The following is a 25252-nucleotide window of genomic DNA, read 5'->3' as shown; positions in this document are numbered from 1 at the left end:
GTGCGGGACGGGAACCCCGTCGAGGGCCCGCACGCCGGGCCGGCTCAGACCAGGCCGGCGCCGCGCAGCAGGGTCCAGAGGCCCGCGCCGTCGGGGGCGGAGAGCCACTTCTGCCCGATCGGCCCCTCGGCCGGGCTGTCGTGCGGGACGGGGAGGCTACCGGCCAGCACCGCCTGGGTGGGTGAGAGCCGCCGAATCGCCACGCCTGCCACGTTGTCCGGGTGGGCGGCGGCGAACTCGCGGTAGATCTCCGGGTCGTGCTGGCCGTCGTCGCCGACGAGCAACCAGCGGACGTCGGGGAACTCCTTGGCCAGCCGGGCCAGGGTGGCGCGCTTGTGCTCCCGGCCGCTGCGGAACCAGCGGTCGTGGGTGGGACCCCAGTCGGTCAGCAGCAGCGGCCCGGCCGGATAGAGGTGTCGGGACAGGAAGCGGGTGAGCGTCGGGGCGACGTTCCACGCGCCGGTGGACAGATAGAACACCGGGGCGCCGGGGTGCGCGGTGACCAGGCGCTCGTAGAGCACGGCCATGCCGGGTACCGCCATCCGGGCGTGCTCGTCGAGCACGAAGGTGTTCCAGGCGGCGAGCAGCGGCCGGGGCAGCGCGGTGACCATGACCGTGTCGTCGATGTCGGAGAGGACGCCGAAGCGGACCTCCGGGTCGAGGATGCGGACCGGGGCCTCGACCGGCTCGGCGTCCGGGACGCTGAGCCGCACCGAACCCCAGCCGGGCGGCAGGTCCGTCTCGACCACGACGTCGACGAAGCCGCTGCGGTCGGCCCGCGTCTCGTGGGTCACCCCACCGGTCTCGATCGTCACCGTGACGTGCTTGGCGGGCAGCGTGGTGAAGCTGCGCCAGCCCCGGACCTTCTCCAACCGGCCCCGCTGACGGGTGTCCGGTCGCCCGAGCAGCACCCGGCACATCACCCGCGCCCAGCCGGGCGCGCCGTACCCGGTGTACGCGATGATGTTGATCCGCCAGCCTGTCCGGCGTAGCCGACGCTCAACCACGGCGTGCACCGCGTCCTCGATCCGAGCGGCCCGGTGCAGGGTCGGTATGGCCAGTTGGCCGGCGGGAGTGGGTGGCACGGGTGCAACCCTGCCACACGCCGGCGACCTCGGCCACGCGAGAGCCGCCCCTGCACCCCGTCGGCGACCCGGACGACCCGCACCGCCGCCCGGTGCGCCACCGCGCGGACGAGGGCCGTGCCGCCGGGCGCGCGAGGCCGCCCGAGCTGCGGCAAAGCGGCCCTTAGCGACGTCCGACCGTGCGAGACTCCGGTCGGGACGACGACGGGGGCGATGGTCGTGCCACGTGCAGGGTCGCAATCAGGGCGACAGCGCGGACGGGGGTGGCTCCGGCTCGACCGGCCGGCGCTCGTCGCGCTGCTCCTCGGGCTGGCCGGGGTCGGCTACCGCCTCTACCTCGTGCTGCACACCGTGCCGGTGTCCAACAGCGACGAGGCGACGTTCGGGTTGGCCGCGCTGCACATCGCCGAGGGCCGCGAGCACCCGGTCTTCCTGTACGGCCAGCGCTACATGGGCATGTTGCAGTCGTACCTGGCCGCTCCCCTGCTCGCGGTCGGCGGACCGAGCTGGCCGCTGCTGCGGCTGCCGGTGCTCGCGCTCTACGCGGTGTTCCTCTGGCTGATCCACCGGCTGACCCGGCGGATCGGTTCGCCCTGGTTCGCCACCCTGGTCGTCGGACTGCTGGCGCTCGGCTCCGAGCGGGTGATCCGGGACCAGGTGACGACCGTCGGCGGACGACCGGAGGTCAAGGTCGCGGTGCTGGCGATGCTGCTGCTGGTCGCCGGGCTGGCCCAGGGCACGGTCCGCCACCGCCGGCTGGCCGTCGGCCTCTTCGGGCTGCTCGCCGGGGTGGCCGTCTGGTCGGACTGGCTGATCGTGCCGTATCTGGCGGTGGCCGGGCTGGCGCTGGTGTGGGCGGTGCGTCGGGAGTTGCTCGGCGGGGCCGGGCTGCTGCTGCTCGTCGGGTTCGCCGTCGGGATCGCCCCGATGATCCGCGACAACCTGGTCGCCCCGCCCGGACAGGACTCCCTGTCGGTGCTGCGCACCATCAGCGGCGCCACCGGTGCGCCGCCACCGTGGACCCAGCGGCTGGACGGTGGCCTGCTGGAGGGGGTGTCGCTGGCGGGTGGGCTCTGCCCGCTCACCGGCTGCACCCGCTGGCAGGAGTGGTTCGGGCTGCTCTACCCGGTGCTGCTGGTCGTCGCGGCGGTGCTCGCCGGGCGCGCGTACCGCCGGGGGGCCGGGCGCGCCGACCGGGTCGGCCCGGTGCTGCACCTCGCGCTGCTCGGCGGCGCGGCGTTGACGCTCCTGGCGTACGTGCGCAGTTCGCTCGCCGCGAGCGACCCGCTGGGCAACGCGCGGTACCTGTCGGTGCTGCAACTGTCGCTGCCGGCGGTGCTGTGGCCGCTCTGGTCCGCGGCGGTGGCCGGCGTTCGGGGCACGGTCGGCGCGCTGGGACGGCTGGCCGGGGCGTTCGCCGCCGCCGTCCTGGCCGCCCTGGCGGCGACGTCGCTGGTGGTCACGGTCCTGTTCGCCACTGCCGGTGCGGACCCCGGCCGCCGGGAGGAACGGTACGCGCGGCAACTCGCCGCCACGGTCCACGCGGCCGGTCTGCACGAGGTGTACGGCGAGTACTGGACCTGCAACCGCCTGATCTTCAACACCGCCGAGAAGGTGGTCTGCGGGGTGCTCGACGGCGACCTGCACCCGGGCCAGAACCGCTATCCGGCGTACTGGTGGCGGCTGGCCCGCGCCACCCGGCCGGGGTACGTGCTGGCGGCCGGGGCACCGGCGGACCGGCGGCTGCGAGAGCTGCTCGGCGCCGGTGCGGACGGCAGCCTGCTCGCCGAGATCGGTGGCTTCCGGGTCTACCACCCGCCGGAGCCGGTGCGCCCCTGGCGTTAGAGTCACCCATGCTCATCCTGCTGCCGCCCTCCGAGGGCAAGGCCGACGCCGGCACCGGCCGCAAGCTGGACCTGGACCGGCTCTCGCTGCCGGCGCTCACCCCCGCCCGCCGGGAGGTGCTGGACGCGTTGGTGGCGCTCTCCGCCGGGCCACCGGAGGCGGCACTGGACGCGCTCGGGCTCAGCGCCGGCCAGCACGCCGAGCTACGGCGTAACGCCCGGCTGACGGCGGCGGCCACCGCCCCCGCCGAGAGGATCTACACCGGCGTGCTCTACGAGGCCCTCGACCTGGCCACGCTCCCGCCCAGCGCCCGGCGGGCGGCGCAGCGGCAGGTGCTGGTCAGTTCCGGCCTGTGGGGAGCGGTCCGGCTGACCGACCGGATCCCGCCGTACCGCTGCGCGATCGGGGCCCGCCTGCCCGGTCTCGGTGCGCTGTCGGCGTACTGGCGGCGGGTGCTGGGGCCGGTGTTGACCGAGGCGGCCGGCACCGCTGCGGTGCTCGACCTGCGGTCCGGCGCGTACGCCGCCACCTGGGCGCCGCGCGGCGCGTCGGCCGAGCACGTCGTGACGGTACGCGTGCTGCACGAACGTGAGGTGGACGGGCAGCCGGTGCGGTCGGTGGTCAGTCATTTCAACAAGGCCACCAAGGGTCGCCTGGTGCGGGACCTGCTGCTCGCCGGGGCCCGGCCACGCACCGCGAACGCGCTGGTCACGGCGCTGCGGGACCTCAAGTACACGGTGTGCGAGCAGGCCGGAACGCCGGGCCGTCCACGGCAGATCGACGTTGTGGTTTCCGAACTGTAACCAGGCGCAAGATTTCCTCAAGGCTGAGCCGGATCGGTACCACCCGCGGGTGTCACAGGTCACCGTAAGGAGGACCCGACACCACAAGGAGGCACTCCGGTGGTTGCCGCACCCATTCTGCTCGACCGGCATCGCCAGGCGACGACCCTGCCGCCGTTGGACTGGACCACGCTGGCCGACGCGTTCGAAACAGCCTGCCTGCTGCGCTGCATGCCGCCTCCGGCGGCTCCCGGCAACCGGTACGCGGGCCAGCAACCCGCCATCCCGGCGACGATCGAGTTCAACCGGGAGGAGGCGGCGCGGCGTACCCGACAGCTACTCGACCGCCTGCACATCCCGGTCCGGCACGAGACGGCGGTGGGCGGGCTGCGCCGCCGCTACGAACTGCACCAGATCCATGTCGCCCGCGAGCACCGGATGGCGTACGCGGCGATGGTGGAGAACGGGTGGCGGCGTGGCCGCCGGGAACTGCTCGGGGGGCCGGTGCCCGGTGCCTCGACGGCCCGACGGCTGTGGCGTACCCGGTTGGCCGCCGCCGCCTGGCGGTCCGCGCTGCTGGCCGGTGGCCGGCACGTCCGTCGGCACATCCTCGGCGTCCGGATCACCGACCGGGAGTTGGCCGCCGTGCTGGTGCGCGGCGCGGCCCTGCTGGACGTGCCGGCGCTGCTGCGCCCGGGCACCGGCTGCTTCCTGGTCAGTGTCGCGCACGGCCGGGATCGCGAGCAGATCCTGCGCCACGCCGGAGAGGAGGCGGCACACCGCCCAGTCGCCTGATCCGTGGCCATCCGGACGGCTGGATCGGCTCGCCGGCCGCCGGTCAGGGCCACCCGGACGGCCCCGGCAGACCCGCCGGGGCCGTCCGGAGGGCGCTTCCGCCGCCTCTGGGCTTGCGCCACAGGGGTTCGGCGGCGCACAGTGCTGCCCGTGAGCCGTACCCGGTACACCGCCCGAGCCCGGCGACGCGGCGCCCGCGCGACGCTGGCGCTGACCGTGTTGCTGGCCCTGCCCGGTCTCAGCGCCTGCCGGGAATCTCCGGACAAGACAGTGCATATCCGGATCGCCACCGGCAGCCCGACCGCCGTGTACCACGCCTTCGGCGAGTCCCTGGCCGCCATCCTCAACCGGGAACTGCCCGACGTCCGCGCCGAGGTGATGGTCACCGCCGCCTCGGCGGAGAACGTCCGGCTCCTCGGCGCCCGCGAGGCCGAACTCGGTTTCACCCAGGCCGACGTGTTGCCCGCCGATCCCGGCCCGCACCCACAGGTGGTGGCGGTCGCCCGGGTCTACGACGACCTGCTGCACCTGGTCACCACCGCGAACAGCCCCGTGCAGACCCTCACCGACCTGCGGGGACGACGGGTGTCGGTCGGCGCACCCGGTTCCGGTACCGAGATCACGGTGCAGCGGTTGCTCACCGCCGCCGACCTCGACGACGGCCAGGTACGCCAGGAACGGCTCGGCCTCGACGACTCGGTGGCCGCGCTGCGGGAGGGGCGGATCGACGCGTTCTTCTTCTCCGGCGGGCTTCCGGTGCGAGCCGTGGCCCAGTTCGCCCAGGACACCCCGACCCGCATCGTCGACCTCGGCGAGTGGACCGCCCCGCTGCGGGTGGGCAACCCGGAGGTGTACGTGCCACGGGACATCCCCCGCTCGGTGTACGGCATCGACCCGGTCACCACCGTGGCCAACCCCAACTATCTGCTGGTCCGCGCCGACCTGCCGGAACCCCTGGTGCGCGAGGTGACCCGGCTGCTGATGGAACGGCGCTCCGAACTGGCCAGCGCGCACCCGGCGGCCGGTCGGATGAGCCCCCGCTCGGCGATCGCCACCTCACCGCTGCCGCTGCACCCGGGCGCCGCCGACTACTACCGCGCCAGCAAGCCCTGATCCTCGCCGGCCACCGAGGCCGGCGGCACCGGCTCGGTGAGGGCCGGACCGTGCGGCGCGTCCGGTGCGGCGAGGTCGGCCGGCTCGGTGGCCGCCGGGAACCACAGGGCGGCCACCAGGCCCCGGGGTGCGTTCGGGTGCATGGTCAACCGGCCGTCGGAGGCGTCGACGAGCACCGCGGCGATGGTCAGGCCCAGCCCGGCACCGTCGACGTTCTGCACCTCCGGTGCCCGCCAGAACCGTTCGGTGGCTTGGCCGAGCTGGTCGGGGGTCATGCCCGGGCCGGTGTCGCGTACCTCCAGGGCGATCCCGCCCTCGCGGGTCGCCACGGACACGGTCACCTCGCCGCCCACGCCACTGAACTTCACCGCGTTGTCGATCAGCGCGTCCAGCCCCTGGTCGATGGCGGTCGGCACGGTCCGGGCGTACGTCGGCGCCGGGTCGGCCGCCAGGCGCAGGGCGACCTTGCGGTGCCGGGCCAACGGCTCCCAGGCGGCGACCCGGGACGCGGCCACCGCCACCGCGTCGACGGTCACCCGCTGATTCTCCCGCCGCTCGGCCCGGGCCAGGGTGAGCAGCGCGTCGAGCAGCAGCGCCAGCCGATCGGTCTCCTCCAGGGCCAGCCGGTGCTCGGCGCGGCCGTCCTCGTCGGTCAGGCTCGGGCCCAACTCCTCGACCCGCAACCGCAACGCGGTCAACGGGTTGCGGAGCTGGTGGCTGGCGTGCGCGACGAACGCGCGTTGCCGGTCCATCACGTCGGAGACGGCGTCGGCCATGTGGTTGAAGCTCGCCGCCAGGCGGCGCAGCTCCGGCGGGCCCACCTGGTGCTGCACCCGGGCCCCCCGGTCCCCCTCGGCGATCTCGTGGGTGACCGCGTCCAGCTCGGTGACCGGGCGCAACACCCAACCGGCCAGCCCGAACGCGGTGAGCACGCAGGCCAGCACCGCCAGCGTGCCCAGCGCGGCGAGCAGCAGCCACCAGGTGGCCACGGTCCGGCGTACCCCGTCGGACGGGGTCGCGGTCACCACCGCGCCGAGCACCTCACCGCCGTCGTTGATCGGCACCGCCACCACGATCGGCCCGGACAGCCAGGGCCAGACCGACTCCGGTCCACTGGTCTGCTGGCCGGAGAGGGCGACGTCCAGCGCCTCGCGGGTGCCCGTGCCCGGCCGGTAGCTGCCCGACGCGACCACCACCCGCCGGTCCCGGTCGACCACCGCCGCGCCGATGCCGAACAGCTCGTCGTAGCTGCTCAACTCGGCGTCCAACGGACCGGAGACACCGCTGCGCAGGGCCGGACCGGCCAGCGAGGCGAACCGGGTGGCGTCGGCGGTCCGGTCCGCCCGGACCCGTTCGGTCTCCCGGGTGGTCAGCGTCATCCCCAGCGGCAGGCCCAACGCCGCCAGCACCAACACCATCAGCAGGAGGTAGCTGATCACCAACCGGCGGCGCACTCACTCGCTCCGCAGCCGGTAGCCGACGCCACGGACGGTCTCCACCAACCGCGCGTCGCCGAGCTTGCTCCGCAACGACCCGACGTGCACCTCGACGGTGTGCCGGTCGGCGAAGGTGGTCCCCCAGGCGTCCAGCAGGATCCGGTCGCGGGGCACCGCGACGCCGGGCTGCCGGGCCAGCGAGACCAGCACGTCGAACTCCTTGCGGGTCAACGCGACCGGGCGTTCGGCCACGGTGACCGTACGGGCCGCCACGTCGATGCGCAGCCGCCCGGCCTCGATCAGGTTGCGCTCCGGCACCGCGTGCGAGGCCCGCCGCAGCACCGCCTCGATGCGCGCCTGCAACTCGACCATCGAGAAGGGCTTGACCACGTAGTCGTCGGCGCCGAGCCGCAGACCGAGCACCCGGTCCCGCTCCTCGCCCCGGGCCGTCACCGCGATGATGCCGAGCTGGTTGCTGCGGCGGCGCAGCTCCCGGCAGAGGTCGGTGCCGTCGCCGTCGGGCAGCGTGAGGTCGAGCAGCACCAGATCGCACGGCGCGGCGGAGAGGGCGGCGGTGACGGTCGCCGCGTGCTCCACCTCGTAGCCGCGACGCGTCAGCGCGGACGACAACGCGGCGGCCACCCGACGGTCGTCCTCGACCAGCAGGATGCGCACCCGGCCTCCCCGTTCGGTCTGCTCCGCTGACCCCGCATGGTCCCGGTGGATTGCGCCGACCGTGGGGACACGGTCGGCGGAACTGACCTTAGATGGTCGCAGACAACCGCCCCGGGTGACAGGCCCAGGGCCGGGTGACGGTGGTTCAGAGGCCGAAGACCTCGTCGGCGGTGGCGTCGCGTACGCCGTCCACGAAGCCCCGGAAGGCGGGATCGTCGTGGCTGGCCGGCACGGTGGTGACCAGCTCACCCGTGGCCTCGGTGATCGCGTCGACCAGGGGCGGGAAGTCGATCTCGGCGTCGGCGAGCGTGTCGTCGTCGGCCTGGCCGAGGTTGATCACCTGCTGGACGTCCTCCGCAGCGGTGTCGGGGTCGCCGGCCCAGTCCGCACCGGCCCGGTAGCACTCGTCGTAGAGCGCCCGCTGGCTGTCGGTCCAGTCCTCGTGGTAGCTCTCCACGCCCGTCCCCTCTCCCGCGACCTGCCTCCGAGCATGCCCGTCCGCGGGCCCGGCCGGGCCCGTACCGGACAAAACCGGTCCCGGCGCGCCGCCCGCCGGCTCGGGGACGACGCCGCGCCGCCTGCCGGGCGGCGGCCCCGCCCGGTGCCGAACGCGCGACCCGCGCTCAGCCCGATGCCGGACCACGACGCGCCCGGGACGACAGGTCGTCCCGGGCGCGTGGCGGTCGTGATGTCGGTCAGCGGCAGAGCCGCCCGATCTCCTCGGCGAACCGGTCCATCGGGTTCGCCTCGGCCGGGCCGAGCAGATAGGTCTTCAGCTCCCGACGGGCCTCGGTCATCGGGTCGTCACCGGCCCGGGTCACCGCGACGATCTTCTCCAGCTCGCCACAGTCCGCGGCGAGCAGGTACGCCGCCCGCGAGGTGGGGAAGGTCCGCCGGAACTCGTCCTCGGGCAGCCCGGCCGGGTTGGCCACCACGTACGGCCGCTGGCTCTGCACGAAGTCCGACACCACGCTGGAGACGTCGCTGATCAGCAGGTCGGTCTGGTTGAAGCAGTCGAACAGCGCGGGCACCCGACCGGTGACCACCCGGTGCGCCGGCCCGTCCAGGCCGGCCGCGTCGACGTCGCCGCCGGCCGCCCGGATCCGCTCGACGATCCGCTGGTGCACCGCCTTGGCCTGCTTGGACCGGGTCCCGGTCAACGGGTGCGGCTTGTAGATCAGCCGGACGGCGGGGCGGGTGGCCAGCAGCGCGGCCACGATCCGCTCCCCCATCAGCATCAGCGACGTGTGGTACGGGTCGTCGTCGAGCCACCCCTCCCAGGTGGGCGCGTACAGCACGGTGAACGGGCGGTCCACCGCCTCCGAGCCGAAGGTGTGCACGCCGGCCAACTGCGGGCGGCCGATCTCCACGATGTCGGCGTCCAGCACGCCCACCCCGGCCCGCGCGTACCGCTCCCGACCGGCCAGGCCGGCGACCCACACCTCGTCGTAGACCTTGCTGTACGGGTTGACGCTGGCCGCCTTGTCACTGTCACCGTGCCCGACGAAGACGTGCTTCATGCCGGGCTCCCGCAACATGTGGATGTTCGGCCCGACGTTGGCGGCGTACAGCGTCACCTGGATGCTGCTCTTGTCCAGGTTCATGAAGTCCGGCGCGGCCGGCACGAAGACCACCGGCAGCCGGGTGTCGGCCAGCTCCAGGAAGGCGTCCCGGTTGCGCATCAGCACCACCGCGTGACGCCCCACGGCCTCGATCGGCGCCAGCCACATGTTCGCCTGGTAGACGTCCTTGGCCGGGCCGGCGAAGTACAGCGCCACCTCCGGGCGGTAGCTGTTCAACCACTGCTGCACGGCCGGCAGCGGCGAACTCTGCCCGGTGCCCCGCCCACGTAGCCAGGTGAACGCGACGATGCCGCCGATCACCCCGGCCAGCCCGACGGCCACCGCACCAGCCACGAAGACCGGCAGCACGTCGCTCGCGACGACGGCCACCACCGCGGCCGGGACGAGCAGGACGTTCGTCCACGGCAACCGGTCGCCGACCGCCTCGGCGACCCATCCCGGCGGGCGGGGCGCGGACCGCTTGCGGCCCAGATCGATGTTGCGCACCAGCGCCGAGTCGGCGGTGCGGCGGTCGATCATCCGGTTGAACGCCCCGGCGAAGACCGCGACCAGCCACACCACGGCGGGCAGCAGGAGCAGCAGGGTCAGCTCGACGCCGGTCACCGGCACGTGGGCGGCGACCAGCAGCACCACCGACAGGTCGCGAGCCAACTGCCGATAGACCAGGCTGACGCCGACCTTCTCCAACAACGTCACGGTGGCCGGCGACCACCGTGCGGCGGCGAACTCACCGAGCACCGCCGCCAGGCCGGCGACCGCGAAGAGACCGACCCAGCCGAAGGCACCGGCGGCGAGCAGCACCAGATAGGACGCCAGCAGCAGGGCGCCACGCGGGGCGACTCCCACGCGCGAAGTCAACATGCCGAACAACGAGAATGCTCCCTTACGAGATCGATGACCGGCTGGATGCGCGTCGACGGCCGCCAGCGTAGCTGCGACCTTAACGCGAAGTGCCGTCGGGACGAAGGTCGGGTATCAGGCATCTTTCTCCCAAACCACCGTTGCCCGCACCGCTGACCGCCCGCCGTGGACAGTCGGCGTGACCAGGCCGAACGCGCGCACCCTCAGACACGACGCAGACAGACCACGGTGCCGGACCGGCCCGGCACCCGACGGCTGGCGAACTCGACGTACCCCAGTTCGCCGGCGGTCTGTCGGGCGTAGCGGTTTCCGCCGTAGACACAGATCGTGCCGACGTCCACCCGCTCCAACGCCCCGGCCACCTCCTCCGGGGTGGGACGCTCGTCGGCCGGTGCCCCACTGGCGAACCGGGTCAGCAACAGCCGGTCCCTGGCGAACTGCGACGTCAGGTCGTACTCGACCAGATAGAAGTCGCGCGGCAGCACGACCCGCATCTCGCTGGTCACGATCGGCGTGGTCCGCATGATGGTGTCGGGCGCGAGCAGGAAGCCGTCCGGCCGGTCCAGACCGTCGATCCAGAACACGATGCTCTGCCGGTGCTGCGGCAACTTCCAGGTCGGCCGGTCGTGCACCTCCACCCAGCTACGCTCCGACCACATCGGAGTGGCGTACCCGGCGAACGAGGCCACCATCACCCCGGCCAGCGCCACCCCCACCAGGGCGCGCACGGCCCGCAGCCCGGTGGGCAGCCAGACCGTGCAGAGCAGCCCGACCAGCGCGGGCAGGGCGAGCAACCACGGCACCCGCCAGAGGACCACCGAGATGCCGGTGAGCGCGGCGAGCCACTCCAGCACGCCCGGCACCAGCAGGACGCTCAGCGTCAGGGTGCCGCCGGCCGCCAGCAGGGCGGGGGTGCGACGGCGGACCAGCAGCGGCCCGCACCACAGCGCCAGCCCGCCGATCACGCCGACGATGCCGACCTCGAAGGTACGCCGGTAGGTGTACTCGGCGTCGTAGACGATCGCGTCCGCCCCGGTCGCGGTGCCCTGCCCGAGGACCAACTGCGTCACGACCACCGCGCCGACCGGGTACGCCACGGCGGCCACACCGGCGACCAGCGCCGCCTTCCAGCGGCCGACCAACGTCATCATCAGTACGGCGCCACCGACCAGCATCGGCAGGATGATCGCCGCGGTGGTGCTGAGCCCGATCGCGGTGACCGACAGCGCGACGATCAGCACCAGGATGCGCGGGGACCGGTCGTCGAACCAGCGGGTCAGGTAATACCACATCAGCGGCACGACGGCGGAGACGAACATGCCCTTGCCCTCGTAGAGCCGGGGCAGGTGGAAGGTGCCCAGGGCGGCGTCCGGGCCGGCGACCAGCCCGAGGAAGGCGATCGCCACGGTGAATGCGAGCACCGGACGTCGGGGCGCCCACTGCTGCACCACCCGCCAGAGCGCCAGCACGGCCAGCACGGCCAGCACCGGCAGCAGCACGTACCAGGTCGCCGAGGCGGCGTGGATGTCGAGGAACCGACCGAGCGCACCGGCGAAGACCTCGATGCTGGCGGTCGGCGGCAGCGAGGCCATCGCCGGGAGCACGTTCTCGCTGAACAGGAAGTCGTTGAGCGGGACGACGTCCCGTTGCGCCACCCACACCGACCGGCCCACGTAGTAGACGTCGTCGGGGGTGTTCCGGGCGATGAGCAGCGAGGCCACCGCGACCAGACCGGAGACCAGCAGCGCGTACGCCGACTGCGCGGCGGTCGGTGCCGGCGTGGGTGGCCGGGTCGCCGGGATGACCCGCCAGGTCCGCCGGGTCAGCAGCACCGCGCCGACGGCGGCCACCGCTCCGGCCGAGGCCGGCACCCACCAGGACAGACCGTCGCCGGCCGGCGTTCCGGCCAGGCCGGCGGTGATCGCCGCGACGACGCCGAAGAACAGGACCGGCACGGTCCACCGACGCGGGGCCCCCGGCGGCCGGCCGGACGGCTCGCCCGCCGGCTCCGTGTCGGTTTCCCGATCCGTGTCGGCCGCCTCCGGCGTCCCGCTGTCCGGGGCGGCCCGGCCGGCGCGCCGACGCCACCACCATCGCAGCGGTGGCGCGAGCAGGACCACCACCACGCAGGAGACCCACCAGATCCGGAACGTCGACGACGGGGCGAGACCGAGCGGAAGGGCCGCGTGATACAGCAGCGTCCAGAGCGCGAAGGCCAGTACGGCGCCGTCGGTGAGTACGACGGGCAGCACGGCGGTCACGGCACCGACCCGGCGCCCGACCGACCGCAGGCGACCCGGTGCGGTCGGTCCGTCGACCGCTGTCGGGACGGTGGCGGCGACGGTCTGGTCGGTCATCGACAGGGGTCCTTCGTGGTAGGCGCAGGGCTGCCCGGCCCGGCGTCGACGGCCGGCGTGAGCGGGCATCGTGCGGGATGAACGGCACCGAGGGTATGCCGAGTCGGACCGACGTGAGGACCTGGCTCGCCGGGGCCCGGACGTGGACGACCGTGGCTTTCGCAGGGTCCGACCGGGGGTGGGTATGCTACGCGACGTTCGATGCCCCCGTGACCCGATGGGATCCAAGGTTGACTGACGAGAGCGCCTCCACCGTCTTCGTGCACCCGACCGCCGACGTCGAGCAGGGCGCCCAGGTCGGCGACGGGACCAAGGTGTGGCACCTGGCCCACGTCCGGTCGTCCGCGCAGGTCGGTGCCGGCTGCGTGATCGGACGCAACGTGTACGTCGACGCGGGTGTCACGGTCGGCGACCTCGTGAAGATCCAGAACAACGTCTCCGTCTACCAGGGGGTGACCCTGGAGGACGAGGTGTTCGTGGGCCCGTGCGCGGTCTTCACCAACGACTTCCGCCCCCGCGCGCAGAACCCGGACTGGAAGATCACCCCCACCGTGGTACGCCGGGGCGCCTCCATCGGTGCGAACGCCACGCTGGTCTGCGGCATCGAGGTCGGCGAGTACGCGATGATCGCCGCCGGTTCGGTGGTCACCCGGGACGTCGCGCCGTACCAACTCGTGGCGGGCAACCCGGCGCGGCCGAAGGGTTGGGTCGACGAGCGCGGCGAGGTCGTCTCGCGCGACGTGGACAACCCGCCGCAGCGCGGCTGACCCGGTCAACGGCACGGGCCCGGCGACGCGGTCGCCGGGCCCGTCACCGTTCGTTCAGCCGCCGATGACCACTCGGCGCACACCCGCCCACCGGTCCGGGTCGGTGACCCGCCGGCCGTCCACCAGCACCGTCACGCCGGGCAGGTCGGCGGGAGCGAGCGTCCGGTACTCGGCGTGGTCGGCCTGGACGACGGCGGCACCGACCGGCTCTCCGGCGTAGCCCGGCAGGCCGTGCGCCACGAGTTCCTCGTTGGTGTACATCGGGTCGGTGACGTACGGCGTCGCGCCCCGGCGGCGCAGCGCCTCCACGGTCGGGAAGACACCGGAGAAGGCCGTCTCCTTGACTCCGCCCCGGTAGGCGGCGCCGAGCACCAGCACACCGACGCCGGTCAGGTCACCGTAGGCGGCGGCCAGGAGGTCGACGGCGTACTCGGGCATGGCCACGTTGGCCTCCCGGGCCGACCGCACCACGGTGGCCGCCGGGTCGTTCCACAGGTACATGCGGGGATAGACCGGGATGCAGTGCCCACCGACGGCGATACCCGGCGAGTGGATGTGGCTGTACGGCTGCGTGTTGCAGGCCTCGATCACCTTGGTGACGTCGACACCCACCGTGTCGGCGAAGCGGGCGAACTGGTTCGCCAGGCCGATGTTCACGTCCCGGTAGGTCGTCTCGGCGAGCTTGGCCAGCTCGGATGCCTCGGCCGAGCCCAGGTCCCAGACGCCGTTGGGACGGTCCAGGTCGGGCCGCTCGTCGAAGTCCAGCACCGCCTCGTAGAAGCGCACGCCGTGCTCGCCCGACGCCTCGTCGACGCCGCCGACCAGCTTCGGGTAGCGGCGCAGGTCGGCGAAGACCCGGCCGGTGAGCACCCGCTCCGGGCTGAAGACCAGGTGGAAGTCCTTGCCGGCGGTGAGTCCGGAGCCCTCCTGGAGCATCGGGGCCCACCGGTCGCGGGTGGTGCCGACCGGCAGGGTGGTCTCGTAGCTGACCAGGGTGCCCGGTTTGAGGCCGGCGGCGATCGCCCGGGTCGCGTCGTCCATCCAGCCGAAGTCCGGCACGCCCTCGGCGTCCACGAACAGGGGCACGACCACCACGACCGCCTCGGACTCGGCCACCGCCGCGGTGGTGTCGGTGGTCGCCGACAGCAGCCCGGCGGCCACCGCCTCCTTCAGCTTGACGTCCAGGTCCGTCTCGCCGGGGAAAGGCACGGCCCCGTCGTTGACCAGCTGGACGACCCGCTCGGAGACGTCGGCACCGATCACCCGGTGTCCCTTCGAGGCGAACTGGACGGCCAACGGCAGGCCGATCTTCCCGAGGGCGACGACGCAGATGTTCATGGAACTACTTTCCTCTCGACGACCACTTGGTGGTCAAACGGGCGACTATCCGGCGCGACGTGACAGACGTGATCATCAGGATCACCCGGTGCTTGCGATCCGTGTGCGGCGTGACCAGGTACAGGCGGAACCCGCGCCGGGCCGCCCGACGTGGCGCGGCAGGGCGTCCCTCTGCCCGCAGCCCGGTCGTGGCCGCCCCACCCAGCACGCTGAGCTTGGCCTCGACCTTGCGCGGCTCCGCGCCCGCAACCCCGATGCCGAGCAACTGGAGCAGCGGCCATTGCGCCCGTACGACGGTACCCGGCCCGCCCGGACGCAGCGTGACGGCGGCCGCCAGCCCGCCGAGGCTCACCTGGACCGCCTGCGGCGGGAACCCCGCCAACTGCGCCCAGGGGCTGTGCGCCGTGAGCACGAGGGTCTGCGCGCCGGTCTCGTCGCGTTCCCAGGCCAACTCGGTCGCGGTGACCTTGATCGCCTGCTTGGCGGCCCGCTCGGTGACGTCGTACCACTCGTCCGGAAAGCCCAGCTCCGGGTCGCGGAAACCGAAGTAGTGGGCGTAGCCGCGGTCGTCGACGACGGTCACCTCGGGCAGTGCGCCGTCCTTCTGCTGGCGGATCAGCTGGAGCAGCCCCTCCAGGTCCCCGTGCCCGGCGGCCAGCAGGCGCAACCGGACGGCGGGCGCGAGCCGCTCGCGGATGCCGTCGGTGAGGTAATTTTCGACGAGCCGGCGGATCCGCTGGTGGGCCTGCTCCTGCCGGGCCGGTTCGAGGTCGAGGAAGTCGGCCTGGAGCAGCTTGGCCACCTCCCAGCTGAAGTTCCGCAGCAGGATCGCGTCCCGCCGGGGCCCGGGCTCGATCAGCCCGGCGACGAACTCGACCAGCTCCTCGGCGCAGCGCAGTCGCTCCTCGAACCGGCTGGCGTAGGTGATGTTCTGCGCGTTGTCCCGTTTGACCGCGTAGTAGTAGACGTAGTCGGCGAGGACCGAGATCCGCCCGGCGCGTACGCAGGCCTCCAGCGTGAAGGGCTGGTCGCTGCCCATCCGCATGTCCTCGCGGAACCGCAGGCCGTGCCGCTCGATCAGGTCCCGCCGGAACAGCTTGGTGTTCGACAGCGACCAGGGCAGCTCGCTGCCGAAGAGGTCGACCTGCTCCGAGGTGCTGGCATAGATGGCCTGGTGGACGTAGCGGTTGTTGGTGCCGACCATCCGGCCGAGCACCACGTCCGAACCCCACCGGTCGGCGGCGTCCACCAGCCGCTCCAACGCCTCCGGGCCCAGGTGGTCGTCGGAGCCGATGAAGAAGACGTACCGCCCCTGGGCGACCTCCAGCGCGCGGTTGCTCGGTGCCGCCGGACCGCCCGAGTTCGGCTGGTGCAGCACCGTGACCGTGCCCGGGTACCGCTTGGCGTAGCGGTCGAGTTCCTCGCCGCTGCCGTCGGTCGAGCCGTCGTCGACCGCGACCACCTCGAGCCGGTCCAGGCCGATGGTCTGCCCGACGAGCGAGTCCAGGCACTCGGTGAGGTACGGCATGGTGTTGTAGACGGCGACCACGACGGTCACGTCGGGCGCGGTCATCCGGCCAACTCCGCCGAGGTCAGAGCCGTGTCCGTGAGCAGCCCAGCCGGCCCCGGCAGTAGCCGGGAACCACCGTCGACGCGTCTCCGAGAATCCACCGCTGCGGTCGTGCCGTCAGATCCCATCCCCGCCCGTTCCCGTCGTAACCGGTGCCGCCGTCCGCGGGACCCGAGCGAGTCTACGACAAGGATTCAGGTCGGAAAGGCCGCTGCCGTCGGCCGTCCGCGACGCGCGGAAGTCGATTGCTAACCTCCATGCTGTTCGACGGCCGGTGGGCGTCCCGGGTCGGTGGCCGTGCCAGTCTGGCCGCACCACGGGCTGCTGCCGCATCATGCCGAGTCGGCACGCACGGGACAGCCGGGGTGAATGTGGTGGACGACCAGGAAGTACCGCCGGGAGATGGCGGGCCCAGCCGGCCCGGGAGGCTTCGGCGACTGGGTGCCGCCGCCCGCTACGCCATGCCTGGTCTCGCCGCCTATGCGGTGATCCGGATGGTCGGCGTGGTGGTCGTCCACTTCTGGGGCGGCAACGTCGGCGTCCCCCTCGACGAGTCCCTGATGAAATCGGACGGGCACTGGTACCTCGCACTCGCTCAGCACGGGTATGACGGGTACGAGAAGACGCAAAGCAACATGGCCTTCTTCCCCCTCTACCCCGGGCTCACCGCCGCCCTGGACCGGATGTCCCCGCTCAGCACCGAAGTCGCGGCGCTGATCGTGGCCTGGTTGGCCGGGCTGGCCGCCGCCTGGGGGCTGTTCGCGATCGGCGCGCACCTGCACGACCGGCGCACCGGCGTGCTGCTCGCCGCACTCTGGGCCGCCCTGCCGCACGCCATCGTCCAGTCGATGGCGTACAGCGAGACCCTGTTCACCGCCCTCGCCGCCTGGACGCTCTATGCGCTGCTACGCGGCTACTGGCTCACCGCCGGCGTGGTCTGCCTCTTCGCCGGCCTGACCCGGCCGACCGCCTCCTCGTTGATCGCGGTGGTGGGGCTGGCCGCGCTGGTGGCGATCGTCCGACGCCGGGACGGCTGGCGTCCCTGGGCCGCCGCACTGCTCGCCCCTGCCGGCTGGCTGGGCTACCTGGCCTGGGTGGGCAGTGAGGTCGGACGACCGGACGGCTGGTTCCACATCCAGTCCGCCGGCTGGGGCAGCACCTTCGACCTCGGTGCCGACACGGTGCGCCGCAGCCGGGAGGTACTGGCGAACCCGACTGCGGCGCAACTGTTCGTGGTGAGCGTGGTGCTCCTGCTAGCGCTGATGTTCTTCGTGCTGAGCGTGATCGACCGGCAGCCCTGGCAGTTGCTGCTCTACAGCGGGCTCCTGCTGGTCACCACGTTGGGCGCGGCCGGCTACTACCATTCCAAAGCCCGCTTCCTGCTGCCGGCCTTCCCGCTCCTGCTGCCCGCCGCCGTGGCGTTGGCCCGCGCCGGGTGGGCGCGGGCCGTCACCGCGCTGCTGGCGATGACCGCGTTCGCCACCTATTTCGGCGGCTACCTACTGCTGATCTGGAAGCGGTCCCCCTGACCGGATGACCGGGACGGACGGTCACCCGGTCAACGGGCGGACGTCCCACAGCCAGACGTCATCCACTCGCTGTCCCGGACCGTAGAGGCTGTCGAGCACGGTCTTCAGCGCGTCGTGCCGTCGGGCACCCCGGTCGGGCAGCACCACCGCGTCGGCCTTCCAGTGGCGGACGTCGGCCCGCGCCTGGTCGATGTCGGCCGGGCCGACCGTGGTGTCCCGCTTTCCTTCGGACACCGCAGTGATCAGTTTCGCCGTCGGCTGCGGCTCGACCCCCCAGCGACCGGTGGCGTCGGTCGCCGAGACCGGTCCGAGGAAGTAGCCCTCCGGCACCGCGAATCCGGCCAGTGCGGCGGAACCCCAGTAGACCGACCTCATCCGGGTGACCGGCACGGGTACCAGGGTGCGGCCGGGCGCCACGTGATCACGCCAGGCGCCGCTGGTCACGAAGTCCGGCACCGGGGCACGGCCCCGCGCCGGCAGCGGCGTCGGCATGATGGGCACGAGCGCGACGGCCACGGCCACGGCACCCGCACCGAGGACCAGTCGGTTGGCCGGTCGGCCCTGGCGGGACACGAGACGGTCGACGGCGACCGCCAGGAGCACCCCGAGCGCCACGGTCGTGATCAGGGCGAACCGGGCCACCACCACGGAGTCGAAGACCGGCAGGTGCTGCACGAGCGCGAACGGGGCCGGGACATCGGTACGGCGGGTACCGACCGTCCAGGTGGTGCCGATCGAGAACAGAGCCGTCACCAGGCCGACGATGCCGAGTACCCGTACGACGGCCTCGCGGCGCAGCCAGCAGAGCACACCGAGGACGAGCAGCAGCAGGGGCCAGCCGTAGAAACTCGCCTGCTCGGTGGTGTTCGGCGCCCAGCCCACCGCGCTCGTCGGGCCGCCGGCGACCGACTGAGTGGCGTACCGGACGAACGAGCCGAGCTTCAGGGCGTACATGTCCGGTGTGCCGGGATGACCGGTCCGGTGCTGTGGGCCGGCGAAGTACATCCACAGCGGGTAGGCGGCCGCGACCGCCACCAGCCCGGCGGTGATCGCCAGGCCCAGCAGCAGTGCCCGCCAGCGCCGCACCGCGTCCTGCGGCCGGACGGCGAGGTAGGCCAGGGCCAGCATCAGACAGCCCAGGGCGGTGAGGAAGAGGATCTCCAGGCTGACGAAGAACTGCGCGATCACCAGCGCGCCCAACACCAGGCCGTCGCGGACCACCTGCCCGCCCCGAGACAGTGCGACCACCCGCCAGACGATGAACGGCACCAGCCACTGGGCCGTCATGTGCGGGTGGCCGTTGCTGTGCGAGACCAGCGCCGGGGCGAACGCGCAGAACAGACCACCCAGGAAGGCCGCCGCCCGGGAGTCCACCATGTGCCGGGAGAGCACGTGGTACCAGGCGTAACCGGTGCCGGCCAGGTTCAGGGTGATGAACAGCAGGTAGGCGACCGGCGCGCCGAACAACAGGGTTACCGGACTGAGTAGCAGTCCGGGCAGTTGCAACCCGACATTGGCTACCAGGTTGACCCCGTCCGGAGCGTTCTGCAGCGTGGTGAAGAACGGATTCTCCAGGTTGCTGACCGCGTGGGCCGCGTACGCCAACATCCACTCGTTGAAACCCTGGTCGTCGGGGCGGCTGCCGAGCAGACGACCGTACGGGTCGAGCCACCCGCGGGCGGTGACCCAGCCGGCACCGGCCAAGAAGACCAGGGCGACACACGCGTCGAGCGGCCAGCGTCGGGTGACCCTGCGAGCGGTGCCGGACGCCGGGTCGGCGTCCGGCATCGGGCGGGGCGCGTCCTCCGTCACCTCGGCACTCCCGGTGGGGGCGGGCGCGCGGTGGCGAGTGTCGGGAGTGGTCATGGTGGGCGATACCTCTCACGGATACCGGGGCGGCCATCGGGGGATCGGCCGGCGGCCAGGACGACTGACGCTCGGGCCGGCGTTATTGTAGGGTCAGCACCTGACCGCGGGCCGTGCACGGCCGTCGCGGAGCAGGCACCGCGTCAGGCCGACCGACGAGGTACGGCGTACCGCTGATGAAAGGTCCCGCCCGGCATGGTCCCGCTCCGCAGATGTCCTGCGGCTGCCGCCCCTCGACCGGGTAGCGAAGAGGGGCCGTTCCGGTGCCAGCGCCGGATCTTCACACACCCTCAGGATCGGAATCGATGAACAAGTGGCGAACCCTCTGGGACTCGTGGAAACTCCCCCGGACACGCCAACCCGGTTCCCGGCCACACATGATCTACCTCGCGATCGGTTTTCCTCCGGCGGCCAAGAGTTCCACCTACCGGATGCGGGCGACCGCCAACCAGTTCGCCGCCGAGGGCTGGGACGTGACCGTGGTCACCATCATGGACGAGGCGTGGGAGCTCGACTACGGGCTCGACCACTCCCTCACCGAGGGCGTCGATCCCCGTATCCGGGTGGTGAAGCTGCCGCTGTTCCGGGAGGACCTGGAAACGGACGTCCGGTCGTACACCGAGCAGCGTGCCCTGGCCCACCGCGACTACCTGGCTGAGTTGCGCGAACAGCACCTCAAGGTCTTCCCCGAGCCGGTGTTCGGTGGCTGGCGTCCCGCGCTGGAGAAGGCGCTGCTCCAGATCCACCGAGAGCGGCCGGCGGAGTTGCTGGTGACCACCTGCGTGCCGTACGTGAACCTGGCCGCCACGTGGAAGCTCTGGAAGGCCCACCGGGTCCCCTACGTGGTGGACTTCCGGGACGGCTGGTCCGTCGACGTGATCAACGGTGGGGAGGCGTTCACCAAGGAGTCGGTCTCCGGTCGGTGGGAGACCAAGCTGCTCACCGACGCCGTGGCCATCTGGAACGTCAACGAGCCGATCTCCCGGTGGTACCGGGAGCGGTATCCGGATCTGGCCCACAAGATGCGGATCGTGCGCAACGGCTACGACGCGGTGAGCATCCCGGTCGAGTCGCTTCCCGCCCCGGCAGACCGGCCGCTGACCTTCGGCTACCTCGGTGCGCTGAATCTGCCGGTGCCACTGCTGGAGGCGGTACTCGAGGGGTGGCGGACGGCACGCGCGACAGACCCGGCGCTGGCCGACGCCCGTTTCGAGGTACGCGGGCACATCGGCTCCGGGTGGTCCCGGGGCGACAACTACCATGCCGAGCTACTCAAGGCGGCCGCAGCGGACGGAGTGCTGGTCGGCGGCTCGGTACCCAAGGCCGAAGTGATCGACCTGTACTCCCGGTGGGACGCCGTGGTGCTGATGGTGACCGGCGGCCGGTACATGACGTCCGGCAAGGTCTACGAATACATGGCCACCGGGCTTCCGGTGGTGTCCGCCCACGAGCCGGTGCACGACGCCTCCACGCTGCTGTCCACGTACCCCCTCTGGACCGGGGCGGTCGGCCTCGATCCGGTCGAGCTGACCGAGGCGTTCCGGCGGGCTGCCGCGATGGCGCGGAACGCCGACGCGGCCGAGCGCGAGAAGGCTCGGGCCGAGGCACGGCAGTACGCCCGTGAGGAGCAGCTCATCCCTGCCGTCCGGGAGGTCACCGAGTTGGTGCTGGGCACCGCCGGGCCGGCCGGCACCGCGCCCGGTCTCCCCGCCGGAGCGCACGTTCTCGCCAAAGAAGGTGAGTCATGATCGAGGTACTGGTAGTGCTGGGAGCAGTACCCGGCCGGGTGGCGGTGCTGACCGACGCGGTGGAGCAACTCCAGGCCCTGGGCGCCACCGTACGATTCGCCACCACCTTCGATCCGGTGGAGAAGATCCCGGCGGTCGCCGAGCTGGCCGAGGTGCACCAACTACCCACGGTCGAGGAACTGGGGCGACGTTTCGGTCGGGCCTACAAGCGGACCGCGCCGGCCCGTCGCCCGTGGCTGCGTGCCCAGCGCGACCCGTGGGTCCGTCGGCACGCGAAGCGTGCCGACGTGCTGGTCGCCCTGGACGCGAAGGCCCTACACACGGTCTGGCAACTGGCCCAGCGGCACCGACGGGCTGATGCGGTCCACGGCATCACCCCGACGCTGCAGGCGGTGCGGAAGCGGTTGGCCGACCCCGCGAAGTACCGCCGGCCGCGCCTGAGCACCGTCGGTCCCTCCCCGGTGCTCCTGACCAGTGCCACCCGCAATCAGACCGTCGAGCTCGCCAAGCGGGTGTTCCAGGTGAGCACCGGTAAGCGGGCCATGAAGCTCGCTCCGGTGCGCTGGCTCTGGCACCGGGCGGTCACCGCCCCCGGCATACCGGAGCGCCTACGCGGAGTGGCCGCGCAGCGGGTCAACCGGAGCATGCGCCGGGCCGGTCACCGGAGCAGCGCCAACCGGTTGGCGCTGGCGGCCCAGCGTCGGTTGCGCAGCGCCGCGACGAGGAGCCAGCTACTCGCTCCGATGGTCGAGGCGGAACTCGACCGGGGCGGATTGCCCGAACACCTGATGACGGTGGTCGAGGGGCAGTTCCAAGCGGCGGACGCCCTCCTCAAGAAGCGCAAGCCGAGCCAGGCCGCAGAGCACGTGGTGCGCGCCTTCAGCCTGATGTTCCACCGGAACGTGCACTTCGACGGGCTCACCTCGCCGTTGGCTGCGGACCCGGACGGCTTCCTCGCGCCGCTGCACGACAGCGAGGCCGGTAAGGCGCTGGCGGCGCCGCGCGGCCGCCGGACGCCGGCCGAGTTCCCGCCGGCCGGCCGTCCGCACCGGATGCTCTTCTTCACCGGGATCAACGACAATTTCGTCGGTCCGATCCTCTCCCGCTACGAGGCGACGCCCGGGGTGGAGGTCCGCCGGCTGAACCTGGTGGAGGAATCGATCCGTCCGGTCCTCAGCAACGGGCGGATGCATCTGGTGCAGCATCGGCTCACCGGCACACGGACGCACGTCGAGCAGGTCCAGCAGGCGTGGGGCGCCCAGGTCGAGTGGGCGGACACCGTCTTCGTCGACTGGTGCAACCTGCCCGCCGCCATGCTCACGATGATCGATCCGGGTTCGGCCCGGGTGATCGTCCGGTTGCACAGCTTCGAAGCGTTCACCTGGTGGCCGCACCTGACCGACTGGTCCCGGGTGGACGACCTCATCTTCGTCTCCGAGCACCTGCGTGACCTGGCCCTGGCGGCGGTGCCCCAACTGCGCGCGCCGCAGGGGCCACGGACCCACGTCATCGCCAATGCCATGGACCTGCACCGGTACGTGCTGCCGAAGCAGTCGGCGGAGAGCCGCTTCACGCTCGGCCTGGTCGGGCTCAGCGCAGTCGCCAAGGATCCGCTCTGGGCGTTGGAGGTGCTGCGTGAGCTGCGTCGCCGCGACGAGCGGTACCGCCTGAAGCTCGTCGGTGACGAGCTGCGGACCGCGCTCGGCCCGGCGGTGCGGACCTACGCGGCGACGCTCGCGGCCGAACTGGCCGAACTGGAGCCGTCCGGTGCCGTCGTACGGACCGGACGGACCGAGGACGTGCCGGGTGCCCTGACCGACGTCGGGGTCATTCTCAGCACGTCGGTGCGGGAGAGCTTCCACTGTGGCCTGGTGGAGGGCGCGGCCAGCGGTGCCGTCCCGGTGGTGCGGGACTGGCCGTTCTTCGCCGGTCGAGCGCACAGCGCCCGCACCCTCTTCCCCAACGACTGGGTGGTGTCCACTCCGCAGGAGGCGGCGGAGCGGATCCTGGACGTCACCGCGTCCGAAGAGACCTGGCGCGAGGCGGGCCGGGCGGCGGCCGCACACGTGTTGAACACCTGGGACTGGTCGGTCACCCACAAGGACTTCGACCGGTTGATGCTGGAGCCGCCGACGGGTACCGGCTGAACCGACCGGCGCACCACGCGAGGGCTGTCCCGACAACACGGAACGGTCCTCGCGTCGTTCTTCCGGCCGGGTCGAGGCGTCGACGCGGCAGCGAAAACCGGCACGGCCGGCCCGCCTGAGGCGGTCCGGCCGTGCCGTCGACGGTGCTGCTTCAGTGTCCCGCGGGAGTCAGCTCCCGGTCGTCCGCCACCTGTGGCGCCCTGGCCGGCACGCCCAGCACCGAGCGGTAGACCTCGTCGAGCAACTGTGCCTGGGACTCCCAGGTCCAGCCCTCCAGCAGGCCCGGCTCGTCGTACGCGGCCCGGTAGCGGCCCGGGTCCGCGAGCACGGCGCGGACCGCCCGAACGTAGTCGGCCAGGTTCTCGGCCTCGAACACCTCGCCCTGGCCGGTGGCGCGGGCGGTCTGCGCCATCGTCCGGACATCGCTGACCACGATCGGCAGCCGGGCGTGTGAGTACTCCAGGAACTTGGTGATCAACGCCAGCTCATGGTTGACCTTGTGGTGAATCGGGATGACCCCGATGTCCGCAGCCGAGAGGAACGGCACCACCTGCCAGTGCTGGACGTACGGCAGCAGGTGCACGCGGTCGGCGACGCCGAGCTCGACGGCCCGCTCGTGCAGCTCCTCGGAGAACCGGTTGCTCCCGTTCGGATTGACGGTCACGAACGCGACGTGGACCTCGGGCAGGTGTGGCAGCGCCTCCACCATGATCTGGCAGCCCCGGCTCGGGTTCACCGCGCCGGAGTAGACCAGCAGTGGCGTCCGCTCGTCCACCCCGCACCGGGCCCGCAGGTCCGGCACCTCGCCGTCGGCGTCGACCGCTGGCGCCATCGGCGCGTTCAACACCACGGCCGGCCGCGCCGGCAGGTCGTGGGTCTTCTGCAACAACTCGGCGAGGGTGTCGGAGACGGTCACCACCGCGTCCGGATAGGCGGCGTACTCGGCGGTGTAGGCGATCTGCGCCGGCAGCCAGCGCGGATTCTCCGCCCGGCCGGTGATGCCGCTGACGAACTCGTGCGCGTCCCAGACCAGCTTGGTCCTGCGACCCGCCGCCCGGGCCCGCAGCATGGCCCGCGACCCGACCCCGAGCATGCGGAAGTCATTGGCATGGATGATGTCGGGCTTGAGGGCGTCGATCTCCTTGCGGAACGCCAGTTCGAAGTCCCACAGTCCCGGGTCGAGACGACGCCAGCTGCGGCTGCCCCGGAGCATCTGCCAACCACGGATGGGCAGGCGGTTGAACAGCGCCTGCGGATCGGCCTGCGCTTGGCGCATCCGGCGGGTCTCCGCGCTGCGCAACCGCACCCAGCGGCTCATCAGCGAGGCCATCGCACGGGACGGCAACTGCACCGCGCTACCCACGGTGGCAGGAACCACGCCGCCGAGTGCCTTCGCCCGAACCCGACGCTCATAGAGGTCGGCCTGCCATGCCTGCACCTTCTGGGTCCGGTACGCCGCCTTGGTCGGCGACGCGTACGACAGCGGCCGCCACAGCGACCGGGTGTTCTCCCGGGGCTGGCGGTTCAGCGGCTTCGGCACCCGCAACAGCCGCACCTCGGCGTCGCCGATCCGCCAGTTGTCCGATGCGGAGTGGGTGTTGCGAATGCCGAGGAGAAAGACCTCCCAGCCCGCGTCGGCCGCCGAGCGGGCGGCCTTCTGCACCCGGGAGTCGCCGTGCACACCGTTGTCGACGAGCATGACCACCCGACCCCGGTAACGCTTCGTGCTCTTGGAACCCATCGTGCCGATTCTCC

General features: G+C 72.3%; 18 protein-coding genes. 8 read left to right on the top strand and 10 right to left on the bottom strand.

Features of this window, described 5'->3' with window-relative positions; all coding sequences use genetic code 11:
- Positions 1-44: 44 nt before the first annotated feature.
- Complete coding sequence (locus tag ACWDVW_RS13740; RefSeq protein WP_449947961.1) at positions 45-1085, bottom strand: App1 family protein; 1041 nt, start codon at positions 1083-1085, stop codon at positions 45-47.
- Between the two features lie 219 nt (positions 1086-1304).
- Between ACWDVW_RS13740 and ACWDVW_RS13735 the strand changes: the two genes are divergently transcribed.
- From ACWDVW_RS13735 to ACWDVW_RS13720, 4 genes are all read left to right on the top strand, one after another.
- Positions 1305-2930, top strand: a complete 1626-nt coding sequence (locus ACWDVW_RS13735; RefSeq protein ID WP_449947958.1) for an ArnT family glycosyltransferase — start codon at positions 1305-1307, stop codon at positions 2928-2930.
- A gap of 8 nt (positions 2931-2938) precedes the next feature.
- Positions 2939-3733: a peroxide stress protein YaaA gene (yaaA, locus tag ACWDVW_RS13730; protein WP_449947956.1), complete on the top strand. Its 795-nt coding sequence runs from the start codon at positions 2939-2941 to the stop codon at positions 3731-3733.
- 99 nt (positions 3734-3832) lie between these two features.
- Complete coding sequence (locus tag ACWDVW_RS13725; protein ID WP_350695273.1) at positions 3833-4507, top strand: hypothetical protein; 675 nt, start codon at positions 3833-3835, stop codon at positions 4505-4507.
- Positions 4508-4657: 150 nt separating this feature from the next.
- Positions 4658-5620 carry a TAXI family TRAP transporter solute-binding subunit gene (locus ACWDVW_RS13720; protein WP_449947954.1) on the top strand — a complete coding sequence of 321 codons (963 nt, stop codon included), beginning with the start codon at positions 4658-4660 and terminating at the stop codon, positions 5618-5620.
- Here the strand turns inward: ACWDVW_RS13720 and ACWDVW_RS13715 are convergent.
- From ACWDVW_RS13715 to ACWDVW_RS13695, 5 genes are all read right to left on the bottom strand, one after another.
- On the bottom strand, positions 5599-7074 hold the full coding sequence (locus tag ACWDVW_RS13715; protein ID WP_449947951.1) for a sensor histidine kinase: 1476 nt from the start codon (positions 7072-7074) through the stop codon (positions 5599-5601). The two genes, ACWDVW_RS13720 and ACWDVW_RS13715, sit on opposite strands and share 22 nt — an antisense overlap.
- Positions 7075-7731, bottom strand: coding sequence for a response regulator transcription factor (locus ACWDVW_RS13710; RefSeq protein ID WP_396746364.1), 657 nt, complete (start codon positions 7729-7731; stop codon positions 7075-7077).
- A gap of 145 nt (positions 7732-7876) precedes the next feature.
- Positions 7877-8188 carry a hypothetical protein gene (locus ACWDVW_RS13705; protein ID WP_449947947.1) on the bottom strand — a complete coding sequence of 104 codons (312 nt, stop codon included), beginning with the start codon at positions 8186-8188 and terminating at the stop codon, positions 7877-7879.
- Positions 8189-8426: 238 nt separating this feature from the next.
- The gene (locus tag ACWDVW_RS13700; protein ID WP_449947944.1) at positions 8427-10184 is read right to left on the bottom strand and encodes a CDP-glycerol glycerophosphotransferase family protein; all 1758 of its coding nucleotides are present in this window, start codon (positions 10182-10184) and stop codon (positions 8427-8429) included.
- A gap of 194 nt (positions 10185-10378) precedes the next feature.
- Positions 10379-12532: a DUF6077 domain-containing protein gene (locus ACWDVW_RS13695; protein ID WP_449947941.1), complete on the bottom strand. Its 2154-nt coding sequence runs from the start codon at positions 12530-12532 to the stop codon at positions 10379-10381.
- A 230-nt stretch (positions 12533-12762) separates the two neighbouring features.
- On the opposite strand from ACWDVW_RS13695, the gene ACWDVW_RS13690 reads away from it, so the two are divergent.
- On the top strand, positions 12763-13299 hold the full coding sequence (locus ACWDVW_RS13690) for an acyltransferase (protein WP_350695284.1): 537 nt from the start codon (positions 12763-12765) through the stop codon (positions 13297-13299).
- 54 nt (positions 13300-13353) lie between these two features.
- Here ACWDVW_RS13690 and ACWDVW_RS13685 read toward each other — a convergent pair whose 3' ends face one another.
- Entirely contained in the window at positions 13354-14637 is a 1284-nt protein-coding gene (locus tag ACWDVW_RS13685; protein ID WP_449947938.1) for a nucleotide sugar dehydrogenase, read from the bottom strand.
- Positions 14638-14641: 4 nt separating this feature from the next.
- Positions 14642-16210 carry a glycosyltransferase family 2 protein gene (locus ACWDVW_RS13680; protein WP_449947936.1) on the bottom strand — a complete coding sequence of 523 codons (1569 nt, stop codon included), beginning with the start codon at positions 16208-16210 and terminating at the stop codon, positions 14642-14644.
- Positions 16211-16581: 371 nt separating this feature from the next.
- Here ACWDVW_RS13680 and ACWDVW_RS13675 point away from each other — a divergent pair, with 371 nt between their 5' ends.
- Complete coding sequence (locus ACWDVW_RS13675; protein WP_449947934.1) at positions 16582-17736, top strand: hypothetical protein; 1155 nt, start codon at positions 16582-16584, stop codon at positions 17734-17736.
- 21 nt (positions 17737-17757) lie between these two features.
- Here the strand turns inward: ACWDVW_RS13675 and ACWDVW_RS13670 are convergent, their stop codons facing one another.
- Complete coding sequence (locus ACWDVW_RS13670) at positions 17758-19602, bottom strand: hypothetical protein (RefSeq protein ID WP_449947931.1); 1845 nt, start codon at positions 19600-19602, stop codon at positions 17758-17760.
- A 305-nt stretch (positions 19603-19907) separates the two neighbouring features.
- Here ACWDVW_RS13670 and ACWDVW_RS13665 point away from each other — a divergent pair, with 305 nt between their 5' ends.
- Both ACWDVW_RS13665 and ACWDVW_RS13660 read left to right on the top strand, forming a co-directional pair.
- A complete protein-coding gene (locus ACWDVW_RS13665; RefSeq protein WP_449947928.1) occupies positions 19908-21350 on the top strand; it encodes a glycosyl transferase in 1443 nt (480 codons plus the stop codon).
- Positions 21347-23497 carry a glycosyltransferase family 1 protein gene (locus ACWDVW_RS13660; RefSeq protein ID WP_449947925.1) on the top strand — a complete coding sequence of 717 codons (2151 nt, stop codon included), beginning with the start codon at positions 21347-21349 and terminating at the stop codon, positions 23495-23497. The genes ACWDVW_RS13665 and ACWDVW_RS13660 overlap by 4 nt, the downstream gene beginning before the upstream one ends.
- 151 nt (positions 23498-23648) lie before the next feature.
- Here ACWDVW_RS13660 and ACWDVW_RS13655 read toward each other — a convergent pair whose 3' ends face one another.
- Positions 23649-25238, bottom strand: coding sequence for a glycosyltransferase family 4 protein (locus tag ACWDVW_RS13655; protein ID WP_449947922.1), 1590 nt, complete (start codon positions 25236-25238; stop codon positions 23649-23651).
- Between the last annotated feature and the right edge of the window lie 14 nt (positions 25239-25252).

It is taken from the genome of Micromonospora sp. NPDC003241 (assembly GCF_053589795.1).
Note: the sequence above shows the minus strand (reverse complement) of the source record. Positions and strands in the feature narration are given on the sequence as shown.

Coding starts and splice junctions, on each gene's coding strand:
- ACWDVW_RS13660 (WP_449947925.1), top strand. CDS start 21,347: ATGATCGAGGTACTGGTAGTGCTGGGAGCAGTACCCGGCCGGGTGGCG.
- ACWDVW_RS13680 (WP_449947936.1), bottom strand. CDS start 16,210: ATGACCGCGCCCGACGTGACCGTCGTGGTCGCCGTCTACAACACCATG.
- ACWDVW_RS13665 (WP_449947928.1), top strand. CDS start 19,908: ATGAACAAGTGGCGAACCCTCTGGGACTCGTGGAAACTCCCCCGGACA.
- ACWDVW_RS13685 (WP_449947938.1), bottom strand. CDS start 14,637: ATGAACATCTGCGTCGTCGCCCTCGGGAAGATCGGCCTGCCGTTGGCC.
- ACWDVW_RS13655 (WP_449947922.1), bottom strand. CDS start 25,238: ATGGGTTCCAAGAGCACGAAGCGTTACCGGGGTCGGGTGGTCATGCTC.
- ACWDVW_RS13695 (WP_449947941.1), bottom strand. CDS start 12,532: ATGACCGACCAGACCGTCGCCGCCACCGTCCCGACAGCGGTCGACGGA.
- ACWDVW_RS13670 (WP_449947931.1), bottom strand. CDS start 19,602: ATGACCACTCCCGACACTCGCCACCGCGCGCCCGCCCCCACCGGGAGT.
- yaaA (WP_449947956.1), top strand. CDS start 2,939: ATGCTCATCCTGCTGCCGCCCTCCGAGGGCAAGGCCGACGCCGGCACC.